The organism is Rothia nasimurium (genome assembly GCF_014217215.1).
GTDB lineage: Bacteria > Actinomycetota > Actinomycetes > Actinomycetales > Micrococcaceae > Rothia > Rothia avistercoris.
The window spans coordinates 1873003-1890024 of record NZ_CP056080.1 but is presented as its reverse complement, the minus strand read 5'-3'; the positions used below and the strand labels follow the sequence as shown (position 1 = coordinate 1890024).

The following is a 17022-nucleotide window of genomic DNA, read 5'->3' as shown; positions in this document are numbered from 1 at the left end:
TCTCGGCGCCTCATAAAAGTCGTATCTTGAAATTTATCGCGAATTTTTCCAAATGTCGCTGATTGAAACACCGAAGTTGGCCAGCATTGTGCGTAGGGCGTGAACGGAGAGCCCCACCACCGTGTGGTATTCACCCTCGATACCCCGAATAAAAGCAGCACCGAAACCGTCAATAGTGAAAGAACCAGCCACCCACAGGGGCTCCCCGGTGGCCACATAGCGCTGAGCTTCTTCTTCGCTGAAGGTGTCGAAATGGACGGTGGCCGTGCGCAGCTCGCTAGCCTCGGGGTATGTGTCGCCACTCTGGTGAGGGGAAGCAGCGCGGGTATCAACCAGCCAGTGGCCCGTGTGGAGCTGCCCGCTGCGTCCGCTCATCGCGGTAATCCGTTCCAGGGCTTTCTCTGCGCTGCCGGGCTTGCCGTAGGCAAGGCCATCGAGCTCAAAGACAGAATCACAGCCCAGCACCAGGGCTCCTGCCGCCTCGGGCAGGGCGGCAACCGCCTGCGCTTTTGCCTTGGCCAGCAGCTGGGCAGTCTGCGCCGGGGTAATATCGCCCAGCCCCGCCTCATAGGCGGCCTGTTGGGCCTCGCGCAGGGCGGCGTCCTCATCGACATCGCTGACTATAACGGTGAAGCGGACGCCGGCGTCCTCCAGGAGCTTTTTGCGGGCAGGGGAAGATGAGGCAAGGACGAGCCGCACCGGCTGTTCGCCCGCCGCGGCTGAGGTTTCAGTGGGGTTCTGCATGGGTAACAGTCTAGTGGTTGGATCGGTCGCAGTTGGTGGGCGGCAGGTGTAGGCTCAACTAGATACCGTTTAGATAGGCTTTTGCTGGCCGACGTTGCTGTCTTAGGCCAGAGAAAAAGACATGAAAGATTTATCTGTGACTTATTCTGACATCCGGCTCTGTTCTCTTAAAGAGGTTAGTGACATGGTGGGGCGTCCGCTGGCCCAGGTACAGATACTGGACCGGGCTCATGCTCTGGGGCAGGCCTATACCACCGGCGCTAAGTCACGTTATTACCCCTATGAGCGAATAACGGAGCTCGCTTCTGCTCCACGGTGGGATAAACCGGGCTTCGTTCAACGACTAGCAGAGCTGGGGATTCAGGCTCAAAAGGCTGTTATCTTGCGGCAAATTGATGCCCAGCCTACTGCGGGCCCGGCGGGGCGTACCTGGTATGGGTTTGATATGGCAGCTGAAATGTCTGAAGATGCTGCTGTTCGGGCAGGTCAAACAGATGCTTCGCGGATGGTCTGGAAGGTGAGCCCTTCTAACCTGGCCTTAGTTCGTTCTCTAGCCCCGGGGCAGGCCCTTCCTTTGGTGATTACTGTGGGTGGGCTAGTGGTTGCCGGGCGAGAAATTATTGGTGTGGACGAGGGCATCACCGCTGAGATGGGCGACCTTGTGGCTTTTGAGGTTCAGGACGCTGGCCCCTGGCTGGAGGCGGTGAAGTTTAGCTGGCTTAACTCCGGACCTGGCCAGCCAATTCTCTGGTGGGATCTGCCCCAAGAATGAGGCCGGGGGCATCTAGGTCGCTGTAGGAATTTCATCTGATGGGGCGAGCGTAACGGTTTGCACGGTGGGTGCTAGGACGACGTAGAAGCCGGTTTAGGCGAAGGGTCGAGCTGCCCTTTGGGAATGGGGCGGCGGTTCCTTGGCTTGGGGTGCGGGTTGAAGTGGTAAAAAATCTGGCCGACAGTGATGCCAAGGTCTGCGGGCCCGGGGTGGTTTGAGGGAGAGAGCACAGCACACAACTTTCTAACTGGTTGGTATGACTTGTTAAGAGTATAGTGGTGGGTGTTGAAAGGAGAAAGTGGTGAGTTATTACGTCTATGGAATCGTGGATCCGACCGAGGTTGACCTGACCCAGGCCCCTACAAAGGAAGAACAACTTGGGGCTGTTATCTATGTGGGCAAAGGGACTGGAAATCGTATGGACCAGCACTTGAGGGATGCTCAGTATTTGCTTGAGCACAGTCCGGACAGTCTGTCGGTAGCCGGGCGGAAGCTTAATCGGTTGGCTGAGCTACTTCAGGCTGGAACTCCTCCCAAGACAATTAAGCTCATGGCTGGTTTTGAGAATGAGGTAGACGCTTATCGTGCAGAAGCATTTGCTATTGAGGCAGTGAATGCAGTTCGTATGAGTAAAGGGCGTTCTCTACTCACTAATGCGGTGAAGGGGCACGGAGTTGCGATGGAAGATTTAGGAAATTATATGGACCGACTGAACGTTGAGCAAATCATTACCACCTTGGATTCGGCTGAGGAGTCAATCTTGGTTGTTCTGAAACAGGTTGATCTAGTGGGGGCCGACTCGGTAAAAAGCGAAATTCCAGATTCTTACCACACTAAATTCTCAGAGGAAGCTCTTAAGAAAATTGTCTATATGAGTCGTGGAGATGGCAAGGAGCGCCGACGTGGCTGGGATAGGCACAACAGGTGGAGTGATGATGAGGCTCGGGAGCGTGCCCGTAAATACTGGGAAATTGGGTATAGCAGGGTTAATTCGTGGCTTGAAAATCCCGAAACAATGCCAAAATACCTTATGGCGGGTGTGCAGGAAGCGGGGAAGACCATTATTCGCTATATATGGGAAATTGACCGCGAAGGGGTGTGGGAAGCTCACGATGGCAACATGGGAAAAATTGACTGGGGTATCCCTCTCGGAAAGACTGTTGAAGATCACCCATACATGAACACTATTCTTTACAAAACCAAGAGCGACGGTAGTATAACTCAGGTTTTACAGGGAAACAGTTCCGGCATTAAAATAGCAAAATTCTAGCAAAGATATAGACTGGTAGGTGATTTAAGGAGGAAATCTTATTTGTTAGTGCTGGCGAAGCGGTGTCGTAGCGAGCGTGAGTCTTCAGAATCTCCTGACTAATAACCCTTAGAGGGGGGTAGGTTCATGTGTCAGTTTGAACCTGCCCCCCTCGCGATTACTTCTCGGCTAGAAGAGCCCCATCGGCTTATCTGAGTAGCTGACCAGCATGTTCTTGGTCTGCTGGTAGTGCTCAAGCATCATCAGGTGGGTCTCACGGCCGATACCTGACTTCTTGTAGCCACCGAAAGCGGCATGAGCCGGGTAGTTGTGGTAGTTATTGATCCACACGCGGCCAGCCTGAATAGTGCGGCCTGCCCGGTAGGCGGTGTTCTGGTCACGAGTCCAGACGCCAGCACCTAGACCGTAGTCGGTGTCATTGGCAATACGCATGGCCTCATCGAAATCAGTGAAAGAGGTAGTAGCCAGGACCGGGCCAAAAATCTCTTCCTGGAAGATACGCATGTCGTTGCTGCCGGCAAAGACGGTCGGCTGAATGTACCAGCCATCTGCCAGGTCGCCGCCCAGCTCGCAGGCCTCACCGCCGACGAGAACGTCCGCGCCCTCGTCCTTACCAATCTTCAGGTAGCCGGTAATCTTATCCCACTGTTCCTTGGACGCCTGTGCGCCGACCATGGTTTCGGTATCGAGCGGGTTGCCCTGCTTCATGGCCTTCACGCGCTCGATGCCAGCCTCGAGGAAGGAATCGTGAATCGGCTTCTGAATCAGCGCACGCGAGGGGCAAGTGCAGACCTCGCCCTGGTTCAGGCCGAAGGAGGCAAAGCCCTCTAGTGCCTTGTCGTAGAAGGAATCCTTCTCGGCCGCAACATCGGCAAAGAAGACGTTGGGGGACTTGCCGCCCAGCTCCAGGGTGACCGGGATGATGTTGTCGGCTGCAGCCTTCATGATGATGGAGCCGGTGGTGGTCTCGCCGGTAAAAGCAATCTTGCGGATGCGCTTGCTGCCAGAGAGGGCGGCGCCTGCCTCGGGGCCAAAGCCGTTCACAACGTTCAGCACACCGGCGGGGAGCACATCCTTCCACAGGTCAACCAGGTAGAGCACTGAAACCGGGGTCTGTTCGGCGGGCTTGAGCACGATGGTGTTACCCGCCGCCAGGGCCGGAGCAATCTTCCAGATGGCCATAAGGATGGGGAAGTTCCAGGGGATAATCTGACCGACCACACCCAGAGGCTCGTGGAAGTGGTAGGCCACGGTATTCTCGTCAATCTCTGACAGGCGGCCTTCCTGGGTTCGAATAGCGGACGCGAAGTAGCGCAGGTGGTCAACGCCAAGCGGGATATCTGCGGCCAGGGTTTCACGCACGGGCTTGCCGTTCTCCCAGGTCTCAGCCACGGCGATGGATTCCAGGTTATCTTCCATAATCTGGGCCAGCTTGAGCAGCAGGGTGGCGCGCTCGGTGGGGGAGGTCTTGCCCCAGGTCTCAAAGGCCTTCCAGGCTGCGTCAATAGCCTTGTCAATGTCGGCAGCGGTGCCGCGGGCGACCTCGGCAAAGGGCTTGCCGTTAACGGGGGAGATGTCTTCGAAATACTGGCCTTCGGCCGGGGCTACCCACTCACCGCCGATGAAGTGGTCGTAGCGGGACTTGAACGTGGTGATGGAATCTGCTGAGCCGGGTGCGGCGTAAACAGTCATTGCCTCTCCTTTGAGTTGTGTCTGATCAAGACGCGTGGTGGACCAAGCCACCTGTTCACAAAAAGCACATAAAAGTAACTTGAGTCACAGTTTAGTGGTGGGTTGTACAAAAGTGAAGACTGTGGTGCGAAAAACCCTGCCGGTCTGTGACCCACACCAAAATGTGTCTTAGCTTTACACCCCGGTTCACAAGCTCCAACCCCCGGCGTACAGTGTTGAGACATGTCAAACCACACCACAGAACTTCCTTCCCGCAAGAGACTTCCCGCCTGGGCTACGTCCTTCGGCAATCAAATTATCGCCGCCCTGATTTTGGGCGTGATCTTGGGCCTGGTAGCCACCAACCTCGGCGGCGACGCCACCGAGAATCCCAACTGGCTCATGACTACCCTCTCCACTATTGGCTCCTCCTACGTCACCCTGCTCAAAGCGGCGGTCGTACCCCTCATCTTCACTGCCGTGGTGTCGTCCATCGCCAACCTGGCTGAAGTATCTAACGCAGCCCGCCTGGCCACCAAAACCCTGCTCTGGTTCGCCTATACCGCGCTCATTGCCGTCATGATTGGCCTGGTGCTTGGGCTCGTCACCCAGCCCGGTGCAAATACCGGACTGGCGACCCCCGAAACCTACGAAGGGCGCACCGGCTCCTGGCTGGGCTTCCTCACCGGTCTGATTCCCGCCAACTTCCTCGGCCTGGGCGTGAGCATCTCAAACTCGGGCGAGACCGTCACCGGCTCAGCTAGCTTCAACGTGCTCCAGATCCTTGTGATTTCAGTAGCCGTGGGTATTGCAGCCCTTAAAGCCGGCCCCGCAGCCAAGCCCTTCCTTGACTTCAATAAGAGCGCTCTGGCTATTATCCAGACCGTCCTCTGGTGGATTATCCGCCTTGCCCCGCTCGGTACCGTCGGCCTGATTGGCCGGGCCGTCTACGCCTACGGCTGGACCTCCATGGGCTCTCTGGCCCGTTTCGTAATTGTGCTTTACATCGGCTTGGCCCTTGTGCTCTTCGTGGTCTACCCAGCCATCGCCCGCGCCAACGGTCTGTCTATTAAGCAGTTCTTCTCGGGCGTTTGGCCCGCTGTGCAGATGGGCTTCGTTTCCCGCTCGTCCATGGGCACCATGCCTCTGACCCAGTCTGTAGCTGAGCGTAACTTCGGTGTGCCCCGCGCCTACGCCTCCTTCGCGGTGCCCCTTGGCTCCACTACCAAGATGGACGGCTGCGCGGCGGTCTACCCCGCCCTAGCAGCACTGTTTGTGGCCCAGTTCTACGGCATTGACCTGAATTTCACCCACTACCTGCTCATCATTATGGTGTCGGTGCTCGGTTCGACCGCCACCGCAGGAACCACCGGTGCAACGGTCATGCTCACCCTCACCCTCTCCACCCTGGGTCTTCCCCTCGACGGCGTTGGCCTGCTTCTGGCCATCGACCCCATCATTGATATGGGCCGTACCGCCGTCAACGTCGCAGGCCAGGCCCTAGTTGCGCTCACCGTCGCCAAGCGCGAGGGCATTCTGAACGAGGACCTCTACAACGCCCCGCGCACCGAGGGTGGATTTGTAGCTGAGGACGTCTACGCCCGCCTCGGCGAGGCACCGCAGGTACCTGTCGCGGCAGCGTCCTAACCCTTAGCCCTGCCGCATAGAGAAGCGGGCCCTGCGCACCTATCGGTGTGTAGGGCCCGCTTCATGTTGACGCCGCTTAGGCAGCTAGCGCCCGGCGCAGGGTATCAAGCCCGACCGAGCCCAGTTTGAGGGCTCGGGTGTGGAAGTCGCGGTCAGAGATTCCGGCGGTGCGGGCGTCCTCACGTAGCTGTAACCAGACTCGCTCGCCCACCTTGTAGGAGGGGGCCTGACCAGGCCAGCCCAGGTAGCGCAGGAACTCAAAGCGGCGCTGGGCCTCAGAGATATCGAGGTTGGCCTCTAGGAACTTATAGCCCTTCTCTGCGTCCCAGATGCCCGGTTCTACACCCAGCTCGGTAACCCAGCGTTCAGGGATCTCAAAACCGCAGTGCAGGCCGATATCGAAGACCACGCGGGCTGCGCGTAGGCGCTGGGCATCGAGCATGCCCATGCGGTCGCCGGGGTCAGAGAGATAACCTAGCTCGTCCATGAGGCGCTCAGCGTACAGGGCCCAGCCCTCGCCGTGGCCCGAAACCCACACGGCGTTAGCACGCCACTGGTTCAGGGCCTCGGCCATAGCGGTTGCGTAGGCAACCTGCAGGTGGTGGCCGGGCACGCCCTCGTGGTAGACGGTTGAGGTTTCGCGCCAGGTACCAAAGGTATCTTCACCTTCGGGCACCGACCACCACATGCGACCGGCGCGCTCAAAATCAGCGGACGGGCCGGTGTAGTAGATGCCGCCCTCCTGGGTGGGGGCAATCATGCACTCGAGCTTGCGCAGCGGGCCCTCGATCGTGAAGTGCTCTTGGGCCAGGTAGTCAACGGCAGCGTCGGAAAGCTTCTGCATCCAGGCCTGAAGCTCGTCGGTGCCGTTGAGGGTGCGTTTGGGGTCAGCATCGAGCAGGGCCTTTGCCTCGTCAATGGTGGCACCGGGCTTGATGGCTTCGGCGACCTCCTGCTGGGCCGCGATGATGCGGTCGAGCTCCTCGATGCCCCAGGCATAGGTCTCTTCCAGGTCGAGGGTGGTTCCCACGAACTGACGGGAGTAAAGGGAGTAGCGCTCGCGGCCCACAGCATCGGCCTCGGGCGCGTCGGGGCGCAGGGTGTCTTTGAGATAGGAGAGAAGTTCGCTGTAGCCTTCCTTGGCGGACGCCGCCCCCTGGGTGGCGCGGTCGGCATGCTCGGGAGCTGCTTCTGCTACCTCTTGTGCCAGAGCATCGAAGAAACCTCCCTCTGCAACGTAGGCGGCCACCTGCTCGATGACGATATCGATCTGGCGCACCGCTGCAACTTTACCTGCGGCGCGGGCGGCTTCTAGGGTCTCGATATAACCGCGAACCGCTTCCGCAACGTTACCCAGGCGGCCAGCAATGTGCCCCCAGTCTTCGGCTGTTTCACGGTTCATTAGGTCAAAGATGGCACGAATGCCCTGAACAGGGGAGGCAATGTTGTTGAGTTCCCAGTCGCCCAGGCCCGCCTCATGCAGTTCTAGCTTGAGACCTAGACGCTCGCGCATGGCATCGACAGTAACCCGGTCGATGTCGTCGGCCGGTTCAACGGCTTCAAGGGCTGCCAGAGTAGCGCGGGCTAGGTCAATCTCTGCCTGGGTGCCTGCGGGGGAGTAATCGGGGTACTCGGTTTCCCGCCCCTTGCGGCCCTCGATGGTGGCCGCTGCCGGGTCTAGTTCCAGGGTCTTCTCGTAGTAGTCGTTGGCAATGCGGTCGACCTCGGTCTGGGTGCGGTCGGCCTTAAAAATTTTGGGTAAATCTGGGTGTAGTGTCATACACCCATTCTAGGTTACTGTGACCCAGAAAACAGGGAGTTGGGTAGGGGGAACTACTGGGGGCGGGCCCGCTTCCAGGAGCCGGGCCCTGGGCGCAGTCGCATACCCAGGCGCTGGGTGTGGTTGAGGCGGCGCTGCCACATTTCTAGCGCGGTCTCCTGCCGGGAATCAGCCTGGGCCTGTAGCGCCACCACGACGCTAGTCAGCGCAGCCAGCTCTTCTTCCGTGGGGGTGCCCCGCACCACCGAAAGCACAGGTGCGGGCACCCGCTCATCGCCGGCGTCCTGCCCCTGGTTTTCAAGGGGCGCGGACGCCGGTACCGGCTTCTTGCCGAAGCCCAGCAGGGACAGCGGGTTGGGAGTTGCCATAATCTATCGACCCCTTACAGCGGAATGTTGCCGTGCTTTTTGGCGGGGGAGGCTGCGCGCTTATCGCGCAGGGCCCGCAGGGAAGAAATGATGCGCACGCGGGTCTCAGAAGGGGCGATAACCTCGTCGATGTAGCCCAGCTCAGCAGCCTGATAGGGGTTGAGCAGCTCCTCTTCGTACTTGGCAATCAGCTCCGCGCGCTTAGCCTCAACATCACCACCCTCTTCGGCCACAGCGGCCAGCTCGCGGCGGTAGAGAATATTGACCGCGCCCTGGGCCCCCATCACGCCAATCTGGGCGGTGGGCCAGGCCAGGTTAATATCGGCGCCCAGCTTCTTCGAGCCCATCACAATGTAGGCCCCACCGTAGGCCTTACGGGTAATCACGGTAACCAGCGGAACGGTCGCCTCGGCGTAGGCGTACAGCAGCTTGGCGCCGCGGCGGATAATACCGTTGAACTCCTGGTCGGTACCGGGCAGGAAGCCTGGCACGTCAACAAAGGTCAGAATCGGAATGTTGAAGGCATCGCAGTTGCGCACGAAGCGGGCGGCCTTTTCAGAAGCATTGATGTCGAGGGTGCCAGCGAACTGCATGGGCTGGTTGGCCACAATACCCACGGTCTTACCCTCAACCCGGGCATAACCAATCATCACATTGGGGGCGTAGAGGGCCTGCATCTCAAAGAAATGGCCATCATCAACCACCGACTCAACCACAGCCCGCATATCGTAGGGCTGGTTAGCTGAATCAGGAATCAGCAGGTCAATATCGAGATCATCGACGGTGACCTCGGGGTCCTGATCATGATCCAGGGGGAAGGTCTCGGTGAGGTTGTTGGAGGGCAGGAACTCAACGAGCTCGCGGACGAAATCAAAGGCGTCCTCTTCGTCCTCAGCGAGGTAGGTCGACGTACCCGTCACCGCGTTGTGCTGGCGGGCACCGCCCAGGGTCTCCATATCGACCTCTTCACCGGTCACGGTCTTAATGACATCGGGGCCGGTAATAAACATGTGGCTGGTCTTATCAACCATCACAATATAGTCGGTCAGAGCGGGGGAGTAGGCCGCACCACCGGCGCAGGGACCCATAATCACCGAAATCTGCGGAATCACACCCGAAGCCCGCACATTCATACGGAAGATATCGGCAAACATAGCCAGCGACGCAACACCCTCCTGAATACGGGCGCCACCACCGTCATTAATACCGATAATGGGGCAGCCGTTCTTCAACGCGAACTTCTGCACCTTCACAATCTTCTCGCCGTTAACCTGCGACAGAGAACCACCGTAGACGGTGAAATCCTGGGAATAAACCGCAACCAGGCGACCATCGATAGTGCCGTAGCCCGAAACCAGGCCATCACCCAGCGGCTTTTTCTTCTCCATACCAAAAGCCGTAGTGCGGTGCTTAGCCAGAGCATCAAACTCCACAAAAGAACCCTCGTCAAGCAGCATCTCGATGCGCTCGCGGGCAGTCTGCTTGCCGCGTTCGTGCTGGCGGTCAATAGGGGCCTGGCCGGTGGGGGCAAGAGTCTGCTCGCGGCGGGCGTAGAAGTCAGCGATCTTACCGGCAGTGGTGGTCAAATCGGGGGCATCGGTGGTGGGGTTCTCGTTCATGCTCTGCCTGCCTCGTGCACTGTGGGTCAATGGTGTGGGGTGACCTGGGATAAGGGTCATTCTTTTTCAACTATAGACCTGCCACCCCGCCCCACCCAATTATTCTTGGGATTTTTGAGCGATTTTTCTAAATAAGAGTGTTTCGGGGGAGCTGGAGCAGGCTCACGCTTGCTGTTGACCCTCTCGCTGGTTCGCTAGCTGGCTCGCAGGCTCGCCAGATTCGCACCGAGATTTATTTTCCTCGCGCGCTCGGAATCTCGGTGCTCATCACCAGCGATTCATGCCCCGCCTTGCGGCGGATTCCGTTCGCTCTTGTGTGCTCGCATGCTCGCACCCGCTCACTTCATCGAGCCAACAGCTTCGCTGTGAGCCTGCTTCAGCTCTAGTGCTTCTTGCTTACTTGCCGACCTTGCCGATCACAGCGTTCCATTCGCGTGCAGTGTAGCCGGTGAGTACACCGCCGGTACTCATGGGGTCGGCTGCAATGATGCGGTCGAGGTCGTCGCGGTCTTCGGCAACGAAGATGAGCAGGGCACCTGCGGGGTCGCCGTCGAGGAAGGCGCCGGCTGCATGCAGCTTACCTTCTTCGTGGAGTTGGGCCAGGTATTCGCGGTGGGCGGGGCGGTGCTCAGCCTGCAGGTCGGCGGGGCCGTAGGAGTACTGCACAGCGTAAACGGTCATGGTAGAACCTTTCGTAGGGGTTAGACAGTTCCAGTATTGCACCGCTAGGCCGCTCAGGCTGGGCGTGACCCCGTAGAATAGCGGTCGAAACTTAGTATGTGAGATAAGGAGTGCGCACATGGGGCATCTTCAGGCTGACCTAGTTGATGTGAGCGGGTTTGAGCGGGTGGAGCTTCTGCGCTCGGTGGGGTCAACCAACGAGTATGCCCGGCAGATTCTGGTGGGTGATGGCCTGGTGCGCCGCAGTTATGGGGAACTCTCGCTGGTCTCGACCGCCGACCAGAACGCGGGAAAAGGACGCCTGGACAGGGTCTGGGTAGCCCCGGCAGGTGCCGCTTTGGCAACCAGCTTTATTGTGCGTCCGCACGTTAACCCGGCCAACAGGGTTGCGCCCGACCAGTATCACTGGTTTACCTCTTTAGCCGCCTTGGCTGCCTGTGATGTTTTTGAGCAGCTCTCAGGGCTGCACCCTTCTATTAAGTGGCCTAACGACGTGCTGCTGGGTAGCCGTAAGGCCTGCGGTATTCTGGCCCAGCTCGTGATTGAACCGGAGGGGCAGATTTCGGTTGTGGTGGGTATCGGGCTCAACCTGAACCTGGCTCAGGAGGATTTGCCCGTCCCTACCGCCACCAGTGCCCTGCTGGAATCTGGGCAGCCGGTTGACCTGAATCGGGCACTGACGGTCTTAGCGACCAGCTTTTCGTGCTACTACCGAGAGTTTGCAGCCACCGGCTTCGATGCGGGTGCGGCTACTGGCGGGGCCTCCCTCCTGGACCGCCTGCGGGAGCGCATGAGCACCCTGGGAGCTACCCTTACCATTCACCTGCCCGGGGATGAGACCTTTAGGGGAACCGGAGTTGAGTTGACCGCGGAAGGGGAGCTGGTCGTCCGCTCCGATACCGGCGAGGAGCGAAGCTTCACTGTGGGGGATGTGGTGCATGTACGGCCCCAGGGGTACGGGCGCTAGCTATTCAACCTAGCCAATATCGGGGAATCTTCAGGAAGCATCGATAGACTCACCAGTGATGAAACTACGAGGCGACCTCTACCCCGCAGAATACACCCTTGCCGCAACGCGTGCCCACGGGGTGCTTTTGGTGCGCCCTCTAACGTATTTTCTCGTTGCTATGACTGCCTGGAGTTTCGCCTCGGCTCTGGGTGCCGGTGCCCCTGTCTGGCGTTACCTGGCACTGGCTCTTGCGCTGTGGCTGGTCTGGTTGGGCGTGCGGGGGGTGGCGCGCTGGGTGAATACCAGCTACCTGCTCACTAACGGTCGGGTTGTGATTAGACGGGGCTGGGGCCCCGGTCAGGACGTCAGTGTTCCGCTTGCCGAGATTGAGGGAGTGAGCGTGGGGCGCCGGCACTTGATGGGGGTAACCAATGCTGCTGCCCTCACCGTCCACGCCCGCGGAGTGCAACACGTACTGCGGGCCGTACCCGACCCCGAACGCTTTAGTCGGGAGATTCAGGAGGCCCAGCGGGCTCTGCTGAGCGGGTCTACCTCCCGCTACCGGGTATAAACTTACAATATCTGTCTGATAAGCCTAAACAGGTTGTTTGGGTTCGAAAAAAGGTGACGGCGGGCATAGAATGGGCGATGGCGCTTAGCGGGTGGTGAACATTTCGTAGCCTGGCTCACAGCAACTAGGTATTCTTGAAGTAGGCAATTACTCGCAGTGCCAGCCCTAGACCTTACTGCCTCTAGAACCACGCAGCACTAACCAAGAGAAGGAAGACTCCAGTGGAGAAGTCAGCACCCGGTAGCGACCCCGCCGAACAGGCCGGAACCGCACCCAACCGGAGCAGGCACCACCATAACCGCGTGCAAAGCCAGCTCTACCGTAGCGACGAAGCTCGCCAGGGCGTGCTGGAACTCGAACGCGCTCTACTGGGAGAAAACCGTAGTATGAAGCGCGGCGAAGTAGCTGACGACGCCGGGGTTTCGCTGCTGACCGCCCGCAAAATCTGGCGCTCCTTGGGGCTACCTAACCTCACTGATGACGACGCCTACTTCACCCACGCCGACAGCAAAGCCCTGACCACGGTTACCTCCCTTATTAAAGAGGGCAAACTGACCGAAGAGGCCGCCTTGTCGATCACCCGGTCGGTGGGGCAGATGATGGACCGCATGGTGGTCTGGCAGGTCGAAGCCCTGGTGGAAGACATGGTTATCAATGGAGGGCTGACCGACACCGAAGCCCGCGGTGAGCTGCTAAGTCTCCTTCCGCGCCTTATAGAAGACCTAGAAGATATCACCGTCTACGGCTACCGCCGCATGCTCAATTCGGCCATCTTGCGTCTTGCCCTGCGCGATGAAGAGGATGGAACCGACCAGGCAGACAGTGACCTGCCCCTAGCCCGCGGTGTGGGTTTTGTCGACCTGGTCTCCTACACCTCACTCTCACGCGAGATGAACGAGCGGAACCTGGCTCGCCTGGTTAAGAACTTCGAACAGCGCTGTGCTGAAGTGATTGCGGTAGGCGGCGGACGCATCATTAAAACGGTTGGGGACGAGGTCATGTACCTGGTCGAATCCCCCGAAAACGGCGCCCGTATCGCCCTGACCCTCTCAAAACTTATTAGCGAAGACCCCCAGCTCCCCGAAGCCCGTGTATCCTTCGTGTGGGGCAGAGTGCTGCCGCGTCTGGGCGACATCTACGGACCCACCGTTAACCTGGCTTCCCGCCTGGTTGCACTGACTGAACCCGGGGTCGTCCTCACCGACGACTCGACCGCTGAAGTGCTGGAAGACGACAGGCGTTTTGTACTCATCCCCCAAGGCGTGCGCAACGTGCGCGGTTTTGGCAATGTTAGGCCCGTGGCAATTACCCCGGGCATCGGTAATGAACTGGAGATCGATTTCGAATGACCACCGCCCCCAACCTCACTATCTACGCGGGCAAGTCAACCGACGTAGGCCAGTACCGTGACAACAATGAAGACTCTATGGTCGTTGCCGGCACCCTCTGCGTGGTCGCCGACGGCATGGGCGGGCATGAAAAGGGCGAAGTCGCCTCACGCCTGTGCACCCGCACCCTGGCCTACGCCCAGATGTTCACCCGCCCCGGCGGCATGACCGAGGAAGAAGAGGCAGCGTTCCGGCAGGAAGTCGCCAGCGAAGCCCTCAACGACGAACCGGGCGGCCGCCGCCTGGGCAGGCGCCGCAAAGAAACCTCCGCCCTCAACCGCCAGATTCTCAAAACCCTCGATAAAATCAAGGAAATCATTGGCGAAGCCGATGAAGCCATCAAAAATGCCCTGGATTTGCGAGCGGGTACAACCGTCACCGGCGCCTGGCTCACCCACATTGGCGACCAGCAGATGTGGTTTATCTTCAACGTGGGTGACTCCCGAACCTACCGCCTGGTCCGGGCCGAAGAAGCTCAGACCGAAGAAGCTCTCTCTATCTCTAACGGGCCGGTTGAAGGTCTAGAACTAGAACAGATCACCGTAGACCACTCTGAGGTTCAGTACCTGGTCGACACCGGTCAGATCACTGCTATGGAGGCCCTGACCCACCCCCGCCGTAACGTCATTACCCGTGCCCTGGGCACCGGTAACTACTGGGAACCCGACTTCTGGGTTATCCCCGCCCGCGAGGGCGACCGCCTGATGATGTGTTCCGACGGTCTTTCTGGCGAACTCTCCCACAACTACATGGCCCGGGTACTTGCTACCGTCGAGCACCCCCAGGACGCGGCGGATGTGCTCCAGATGGCTGCCCTGCGAGCCGGAGGCCGGGACAACATCACCGTAATCGTGGCAGACGCTATAACCGTAGAGGACGCCGAAGCCCGTGCAGCCGAGCTCAAAGCCCTGACCGAGACCGACGCCCACGAGATTGTGGCCAACATTGACGGCTACGACTACCCCCACACCGCCACCACCGAAGAAGAACGCTTCCAGTCTGAAAAAGAACTGCACCGGGGCATCAACGGCTAGAGGTCAGCCGGGGAGGTTATAGGGCAGAATAGATAGGGTGAGTGAAAACAAAGACCTTCCCGGTGTAGAAGAAGAAACCGTCCACGGCGTTGACCGCGACCTGGTCGAAGGCCAGGGCGTATCCGCCGATATCAAGGAGCACTATGCCCAGCTTGTCGACCGCGTGCGGGCAGCTCGCCAGAGCTACTACGTCAACGACGCTCCCACCATCTCGGATGCTGACTATGATGCCCTCTACCGTGAGCTTGAAAAGCTAGAGGCTCAGCACCCCGAACTGGTTGCTAATGACTCACCCACCCAGGAAGTCGGTGGCGAAGCCTCAGCAGCCTTCGCCCCGGTCACCCACCTGGCCCGCATGTACTCGCTGGAAGACGTCTTCTCGCTCGACGAGCTTGGCGCCTGGCTAGACCGCGCCCAAACCAACGCCCAAGAGATGACGGGCGCTCGCCCTGCCTGGCTCACCGAACTCAAGATTGACGGCCTGGCAGTCAACCTGCTCTACCGCAAGGGCAAGCTGGTGCGCGCCGCTACCCGCGGCGACGGAACCACCGGCGAAGACGTGACTCACAACGTCCTGACCATCGCCTCAATCCCTACCCAGCTCGCCGGTAGCAACCACCCCGAAGAAATCGAAATTCGCGGTGAAGTCTTTATCTCATCGGCTGATTTTAAGGCCCTTAACGAGCAGATGGTTGAGCAGGGTAAGGCGCCCTTCGCCAACCCGCGAAATGCGGCAGCAGGCTCCCTTCGGCAGAAGGATGCCGCCCTGACCGCCGAGCGCCCCCTGAGCATGTTTGTGCACGGTATCGGCTACCGCACCGGCCTGGACTTCAGCACCCAGTTCGAAACCTACACTCAACTTCAGGAGTGGGGCCTGCCCGTCAGCCCCTACTCCCAACTACTCACTAGCCGCTCAGAAATTTTTGAATTCATTGCAACCTACGGCGAAAAACGCCACTCCCTGGTGCACGAAATTGACGGCATCGTCATTAAGGTCAACGATTTTTCCACCCAGGAGCGCCTGGGCTACACCTCCCGCGTGCCCCGCTGGGCCGTGGCCTACAAGTATCCGCCCGAAGAGGTCAACACCAAGCTGCTCGATATCCGGGTGGGGGTTGGCCGTACCGGCCGCGTGACTCCCTTCGGTGTGATGGAACCGGTTAAGGTGGCTGGCTCAACGGTTGAGATGGCTACCCTGCATAATCAGGACGTGGTCAAGGCCAAGGGTGTGCTCATCGGCGATACCGTGGTACTGCGCAAGGCAGGGGACGTCATCCCCGAAATTGTGGGGCCCGTGGTTGCCCTGCGCGATGGCAGTGAACGGGAATTCGTGATGCCCACTGATTGCCCTTCTTGCGGCCAGCCCCTGGCACCCGCTAAGGACGGCGACGTTGACATTCGTTGCCTCAACGCCCGCTCCTGCCCTGCCCAGCTCACCGAGCGCGTCAACCACCTGGCAGGGCGCGGAGCTTTCGATATTGAAGCTTTAGGTTATGAGGCCGCTAAGGCCCTGACCAGTCCTGCGGCCCCTGATCAGGCCCCGCTTATCTCCGAGGCCTTCCTCTTTGACCTCACCGCTGAGGACCTGGCAGATGTGCGCATTGAGCGCGAGAAAAAGGTCAAAGGTGAACCTACGGGTAAGACCGAACTGGTTCCCTATTTCTATACGCGGGGTACTGCGAAGAAGCCGAGTGTGCCTACCCGCAATACCGAAAAGCTCTTTGAGCAGCTAGAGAAGGCAAAGAGTCAGCCCCTGTGGCGGGTGCTGGTTGCCCTCTCTATTCGGCACGTGGGGCCCACCGCGGCTAGGGCCCTGGCGACCGAGTTCGGGTCGATGGGCGCAATTCGTGAAGCTAGCGAGGAGCGCCTGGCAGGTGTTGACGGCGTGGGCTCTACTATTGCTAGCTCGCTCAAGGAATGGTTTGCAGAAGACTGGCACCGCGAAATCGTAGACCGCTGGGCGGCAGCCGGCGTGCGGATGGAAGACGAACGAGACGCCTCAATCGAGCGCACCCTGGAAGGTATCACTATCGTGGTAACAGGTACCCTGGCTCGTTTTACCCGCGATAGCGCGAAAGAAGCCATTATCGTGCGAGGTGGAAAAGCCTCGGGGTCTGTTTCGAAGAAAACTAACTATCTGGTGGCCGGTGAATCCGCTGGCTCTAAGCTCGATAAAGCTGAACAGTTGGGTGTGACGGTGCTGGATGAAGAAGGTTTTGAGGCGCTTTTGGCGCAGGGACCGGACGCCCTTACCTAGCGGCTAGGTCACAGGCAGGTCACAGGATTTTTTGATTCTGTGACCTAAATGTGACCTATACCCCTGTTCGTCACGGGGAGCATGGCAGAAAATTTAAGAAATTTTTAAGGGCCTAGCAACCTGACTTAAAAACAGATAAGTTTCTGGTGGGTTAAAAATTTGTCCCCCTTTCAACCCGCAGAAATCCGCGCTTTTCCCCGGTGTTAAGGGTGATACAAGCCTGTCTTTAAAGTCTGTCACCCTGGAGGGTGACGGGGGTCTCTCTGGGCGG

General features: G+C 59.1%; 14 protein-coding genes. 8 read left to right on the top strand and 6 right to left on the bottom strand.

The window, feature by feature from the left end; all coding sequences use genetic code 11:
- Positions 1-33: 33 nt before the first annotated feature.
- Positions 34-744 (bottom strand): nucleoside triphosphate pyrophosphatase, encoded by a 711-nt coding sequence (locus HWU94_RS08595; protein ID WP_185173356.1) that lies wholly within the window; start codon positions 742-744, stop codon positions 34-36.
- Between the two features lie 136 nt (positions 745-880).
- On the opposite strand from HWU94_RS08595, the gene HWU94_RS08590 reads away from it, so the two are divergent.
- Together HWU94_RS08590 and HWU94_RS08585 are read left to right on the top strand one after the other, a co-directional pair.
- On the top strand, positions 881-1516 hold the full coding sequence (locus HWU94_RS08590; protein ID WP_185173355.1) for a hypothetical protein: 636 nt from the start codon (positions 881-883) through the stop codon (positions 1514-1516).
- Between the two features lie 301 nt (positions 1517-1817).
- Positions 1818-2786: a GIY-YIG nuclease family protein gene (locus HWU94_RS08585; RefSeq protein ID WP_185173354.1), complete on the top strand. Its 969-nt coding sequence runs from the start codon at positions 1818-1820 to the stop codon at positions 2784-2786.
- A 168-nt stretch (positions 2787-2954) separates the two neighbouring features.
- Here the strand turns inward: HWU94_RS08585 and HWU94_RS08580 are convergent, their stop codons facing one another.
- A complete protein-coding gene (locus HWU94_RS08580) occupies positions 2955-4478 on the bottom strand; it encodes an aldehyde dehydrogenase family protein (RefSeq protein WP_185173353.1) in 1524 nt (507 codons plus the stop codon).
- Positions 4479-4700: 222 nt separating this feature from the next.
- Here HWU94_RS08580 and HWU94_RS08575 point away from each other — a divergent pair, with 222 nt between their 5' ends.
- Positions 4701-6104 carry a dicarboxylate/amino acid:cation symporter gene (locus HWU94_RS08575; protein WP_185173352.1) on the top strand — a complete coding sequence of 468 codons (1404 nt, stop codon included), beginning with the start codon at positions 4701-4703 and terminating at the stop codon, positions 6102-6104.
- A gap of 76 nt (positions 6105-6180) precedes the next feature.
- On the opposite strand, the gene HWU94_RS08570 is transcribed toward HWU94_RS08575, so the two are convergent.
- The 4 genes from HWU94_RS08570 to HWU94_RS08555 all read right to left on the bottom strand — a co-directional run bounded on the left by HWU94_RS08570 (position 6181) and on the right by HWU94_RS08555 (position 10552).
- Entirely contained in the window at positions 6181-7884 is a 1704-nt protein-coding gene (locus tag HWU94_RS08570) for a DUF885 domain-containing protein (protein ID WP_185173351.1), read from the bottom strand.
- A gap of 53 nt (positions 7885-7937) precedes the next feature.
- The gene (locus HWU94_RS08565; protein WP_185173350.1) at positions 7938-8252 is read right to left on the bottom strand and encodes an acyl-CoA carboxylase subunit epsilon; all 315 of its coding nucleotides are present in this window, start codon (positions 8250-8252) and stop codon (positions 7938-7940) included.
- A gap of 14 nt (positions 8253-8266) precedes the next feature.
- Positions 8267-9871 (bottom strand): acyl-CoA carboxylase subunit beta, encoded by a 1605-nt coding sequence (locus HWU94_RS08560; protein WP_185173349.1) that lies wholly within the window; start codon positions 9869-9871, stop codon positions 8267-8269.
- Between the two features lie 396 nt (positions 9872-10267).
- Positions 10268-10552: a YciI family protein gene (locus HWU94_RS08555; RefSeq protein ID WP_185173348.1), complete on the bottom strand. Its 285-nt coding sequence runs from the start codon at positions 10550-10552 to the stop codon at positions 10268-10270.
- Between the two features lie 118 nt (positions 10553-10670).
- Here HWU94_RS08555 and HWU94_RS08550 point away from each other — a divergent pair, with 118 nt between their 5' ends.
- From HWU94_RS08550 to ligA, 5 genes are all read left to right on the top strand, one after another.
- Positions 10671-11519 (top strand): biotin--[acetyl-CoA-carboxylase] ligase, encoded by an 849-nt coding sequence (locus HWU94_RS08550; protein WP_185173347.1) that lies wholly within the window; start codon positions 10671-10673, stop codon positions 11517-11519.
- A 58-nt stretch (positions 11520-11577) separates the two neighbouring features.
- Complete coding sequence (locus HWU94_RS08545) at positions 11578-12072, top strand: PH domain-containing protein (protein ID WP_185173346.1); 495 nt, start codon at positions 11578-11580, stop codon at positions 12070-12072.
- A gap of 221 nt (positions 12073-12293) precedes the next feature.
- A complete protein-coding gene (locus tag HWU94_RS08540; protein WP_185173345.1) occupies positions 12294-13421 on the top strand; it encodes an adenylate/guanylate cyclase domain-containing protein in 1128 nt (375 codons plus the stop codon).
- Entirely contained in the window at positions 13418-14494 is a 1077-nt protein-coding gene (locus HWU94_RS08535) for a protein phosphatase 2C domain-containing protein (protein ID WP_185173344.1), read from the top strand. The genes HWU94_RS08540 and HWU94_RS08535 overlap by 4 nt, the downstream gene beginning before the upstream one ends.
- Before the next feature lie 100 nt (positions 14495-14594).
- Positions 14595-16751: an NAD-dependent DNA ligase LigA gene (gene ligA, locus HWU94_RS08530; RefSeq protein ID WP_244956071.1), complete on the top strand. Its 2157-nt coding sequence runs from the start codon at positions 14595-14597 to the stop codon at positions 16749-16751.
- Positions 16752-17022 lie beyond the last annotated feature (271 nt).

Excerpts from the sequence above, each read along its gene's own strand:
- HWU94_RS08595 (WP_185173356.1), bottom strand. The coding sequence starts at position 744 with ATGCAGAACCCCACTGAAACCTCAGCCGCGGCGGGCGAACAGCCGGTG.
- HWU94_RS08580 (WP_185173353.1), bottom strand. The coding sequence starts at position 4,478 with ATGACTGTTTACGCCGCACCCGGCTCAGCAGATTCCATCACCACGTTC.
- HWU94_RS08575 (WP_185173352.1), top strand. The coding sequence starts at position 4,701 with ATGTCAAACCACACCACAGAACTTCCTTCCCGCAAGAGACTTCCCGCC.
- HWU94_RS08570 (WP_185173351.1), bottom strand. The coding sequence starts at position 7,884 with ATGACACTACACCCAGATTTACCCAAAATTTTTAAGGCCGACCGCACC.
- HWU94_RS08565 (WP_185173350.1), bottom strand. The coding sequence starts at position 8,252 with ATGGCAACTCCCAACCCGCTGTCCCTGCTGGGCTTCGGCAAGAAGCCG.
- HWU94_RS08560 (WP_185173349.1), bottom strand. The coding sequence starts at position 9,871 with ATGAACGAGAACCCCACCACCGATGCCCCCGATTTGACCACCACTGCC.
- HWU94_RS08555 (WP_185173348.1), bottom strand. The coding sequence starts at position 10,552 with ATGACCGTTTACGCTGTGCAGTACTCCTACGGCCCCGCCGACCTGCAG.
- HWU94_RS08550 (WP_185173347.1), top strand. The coding sequence starts at position 10,671 with ATGGGGCATCTTCAGGCTGACCTAGTTGATGTGAGCGGGTTTGAGCGG.
- HWU94_RS08545 (WP_185173346.1), top strand. The coding sequence starts at position 11,578 with ATGAAACTACGAGGCGACCTCTACCCCGCAGAATACACCCTTGCCGCA.
- HWU94_RS08535 (WP_185173344.1), top strand. The coding sequence starts at position 13,418 with ATGACCACCGCCCCCAACCTCACTATCTACGCGGGCAAGTCAACCGAC.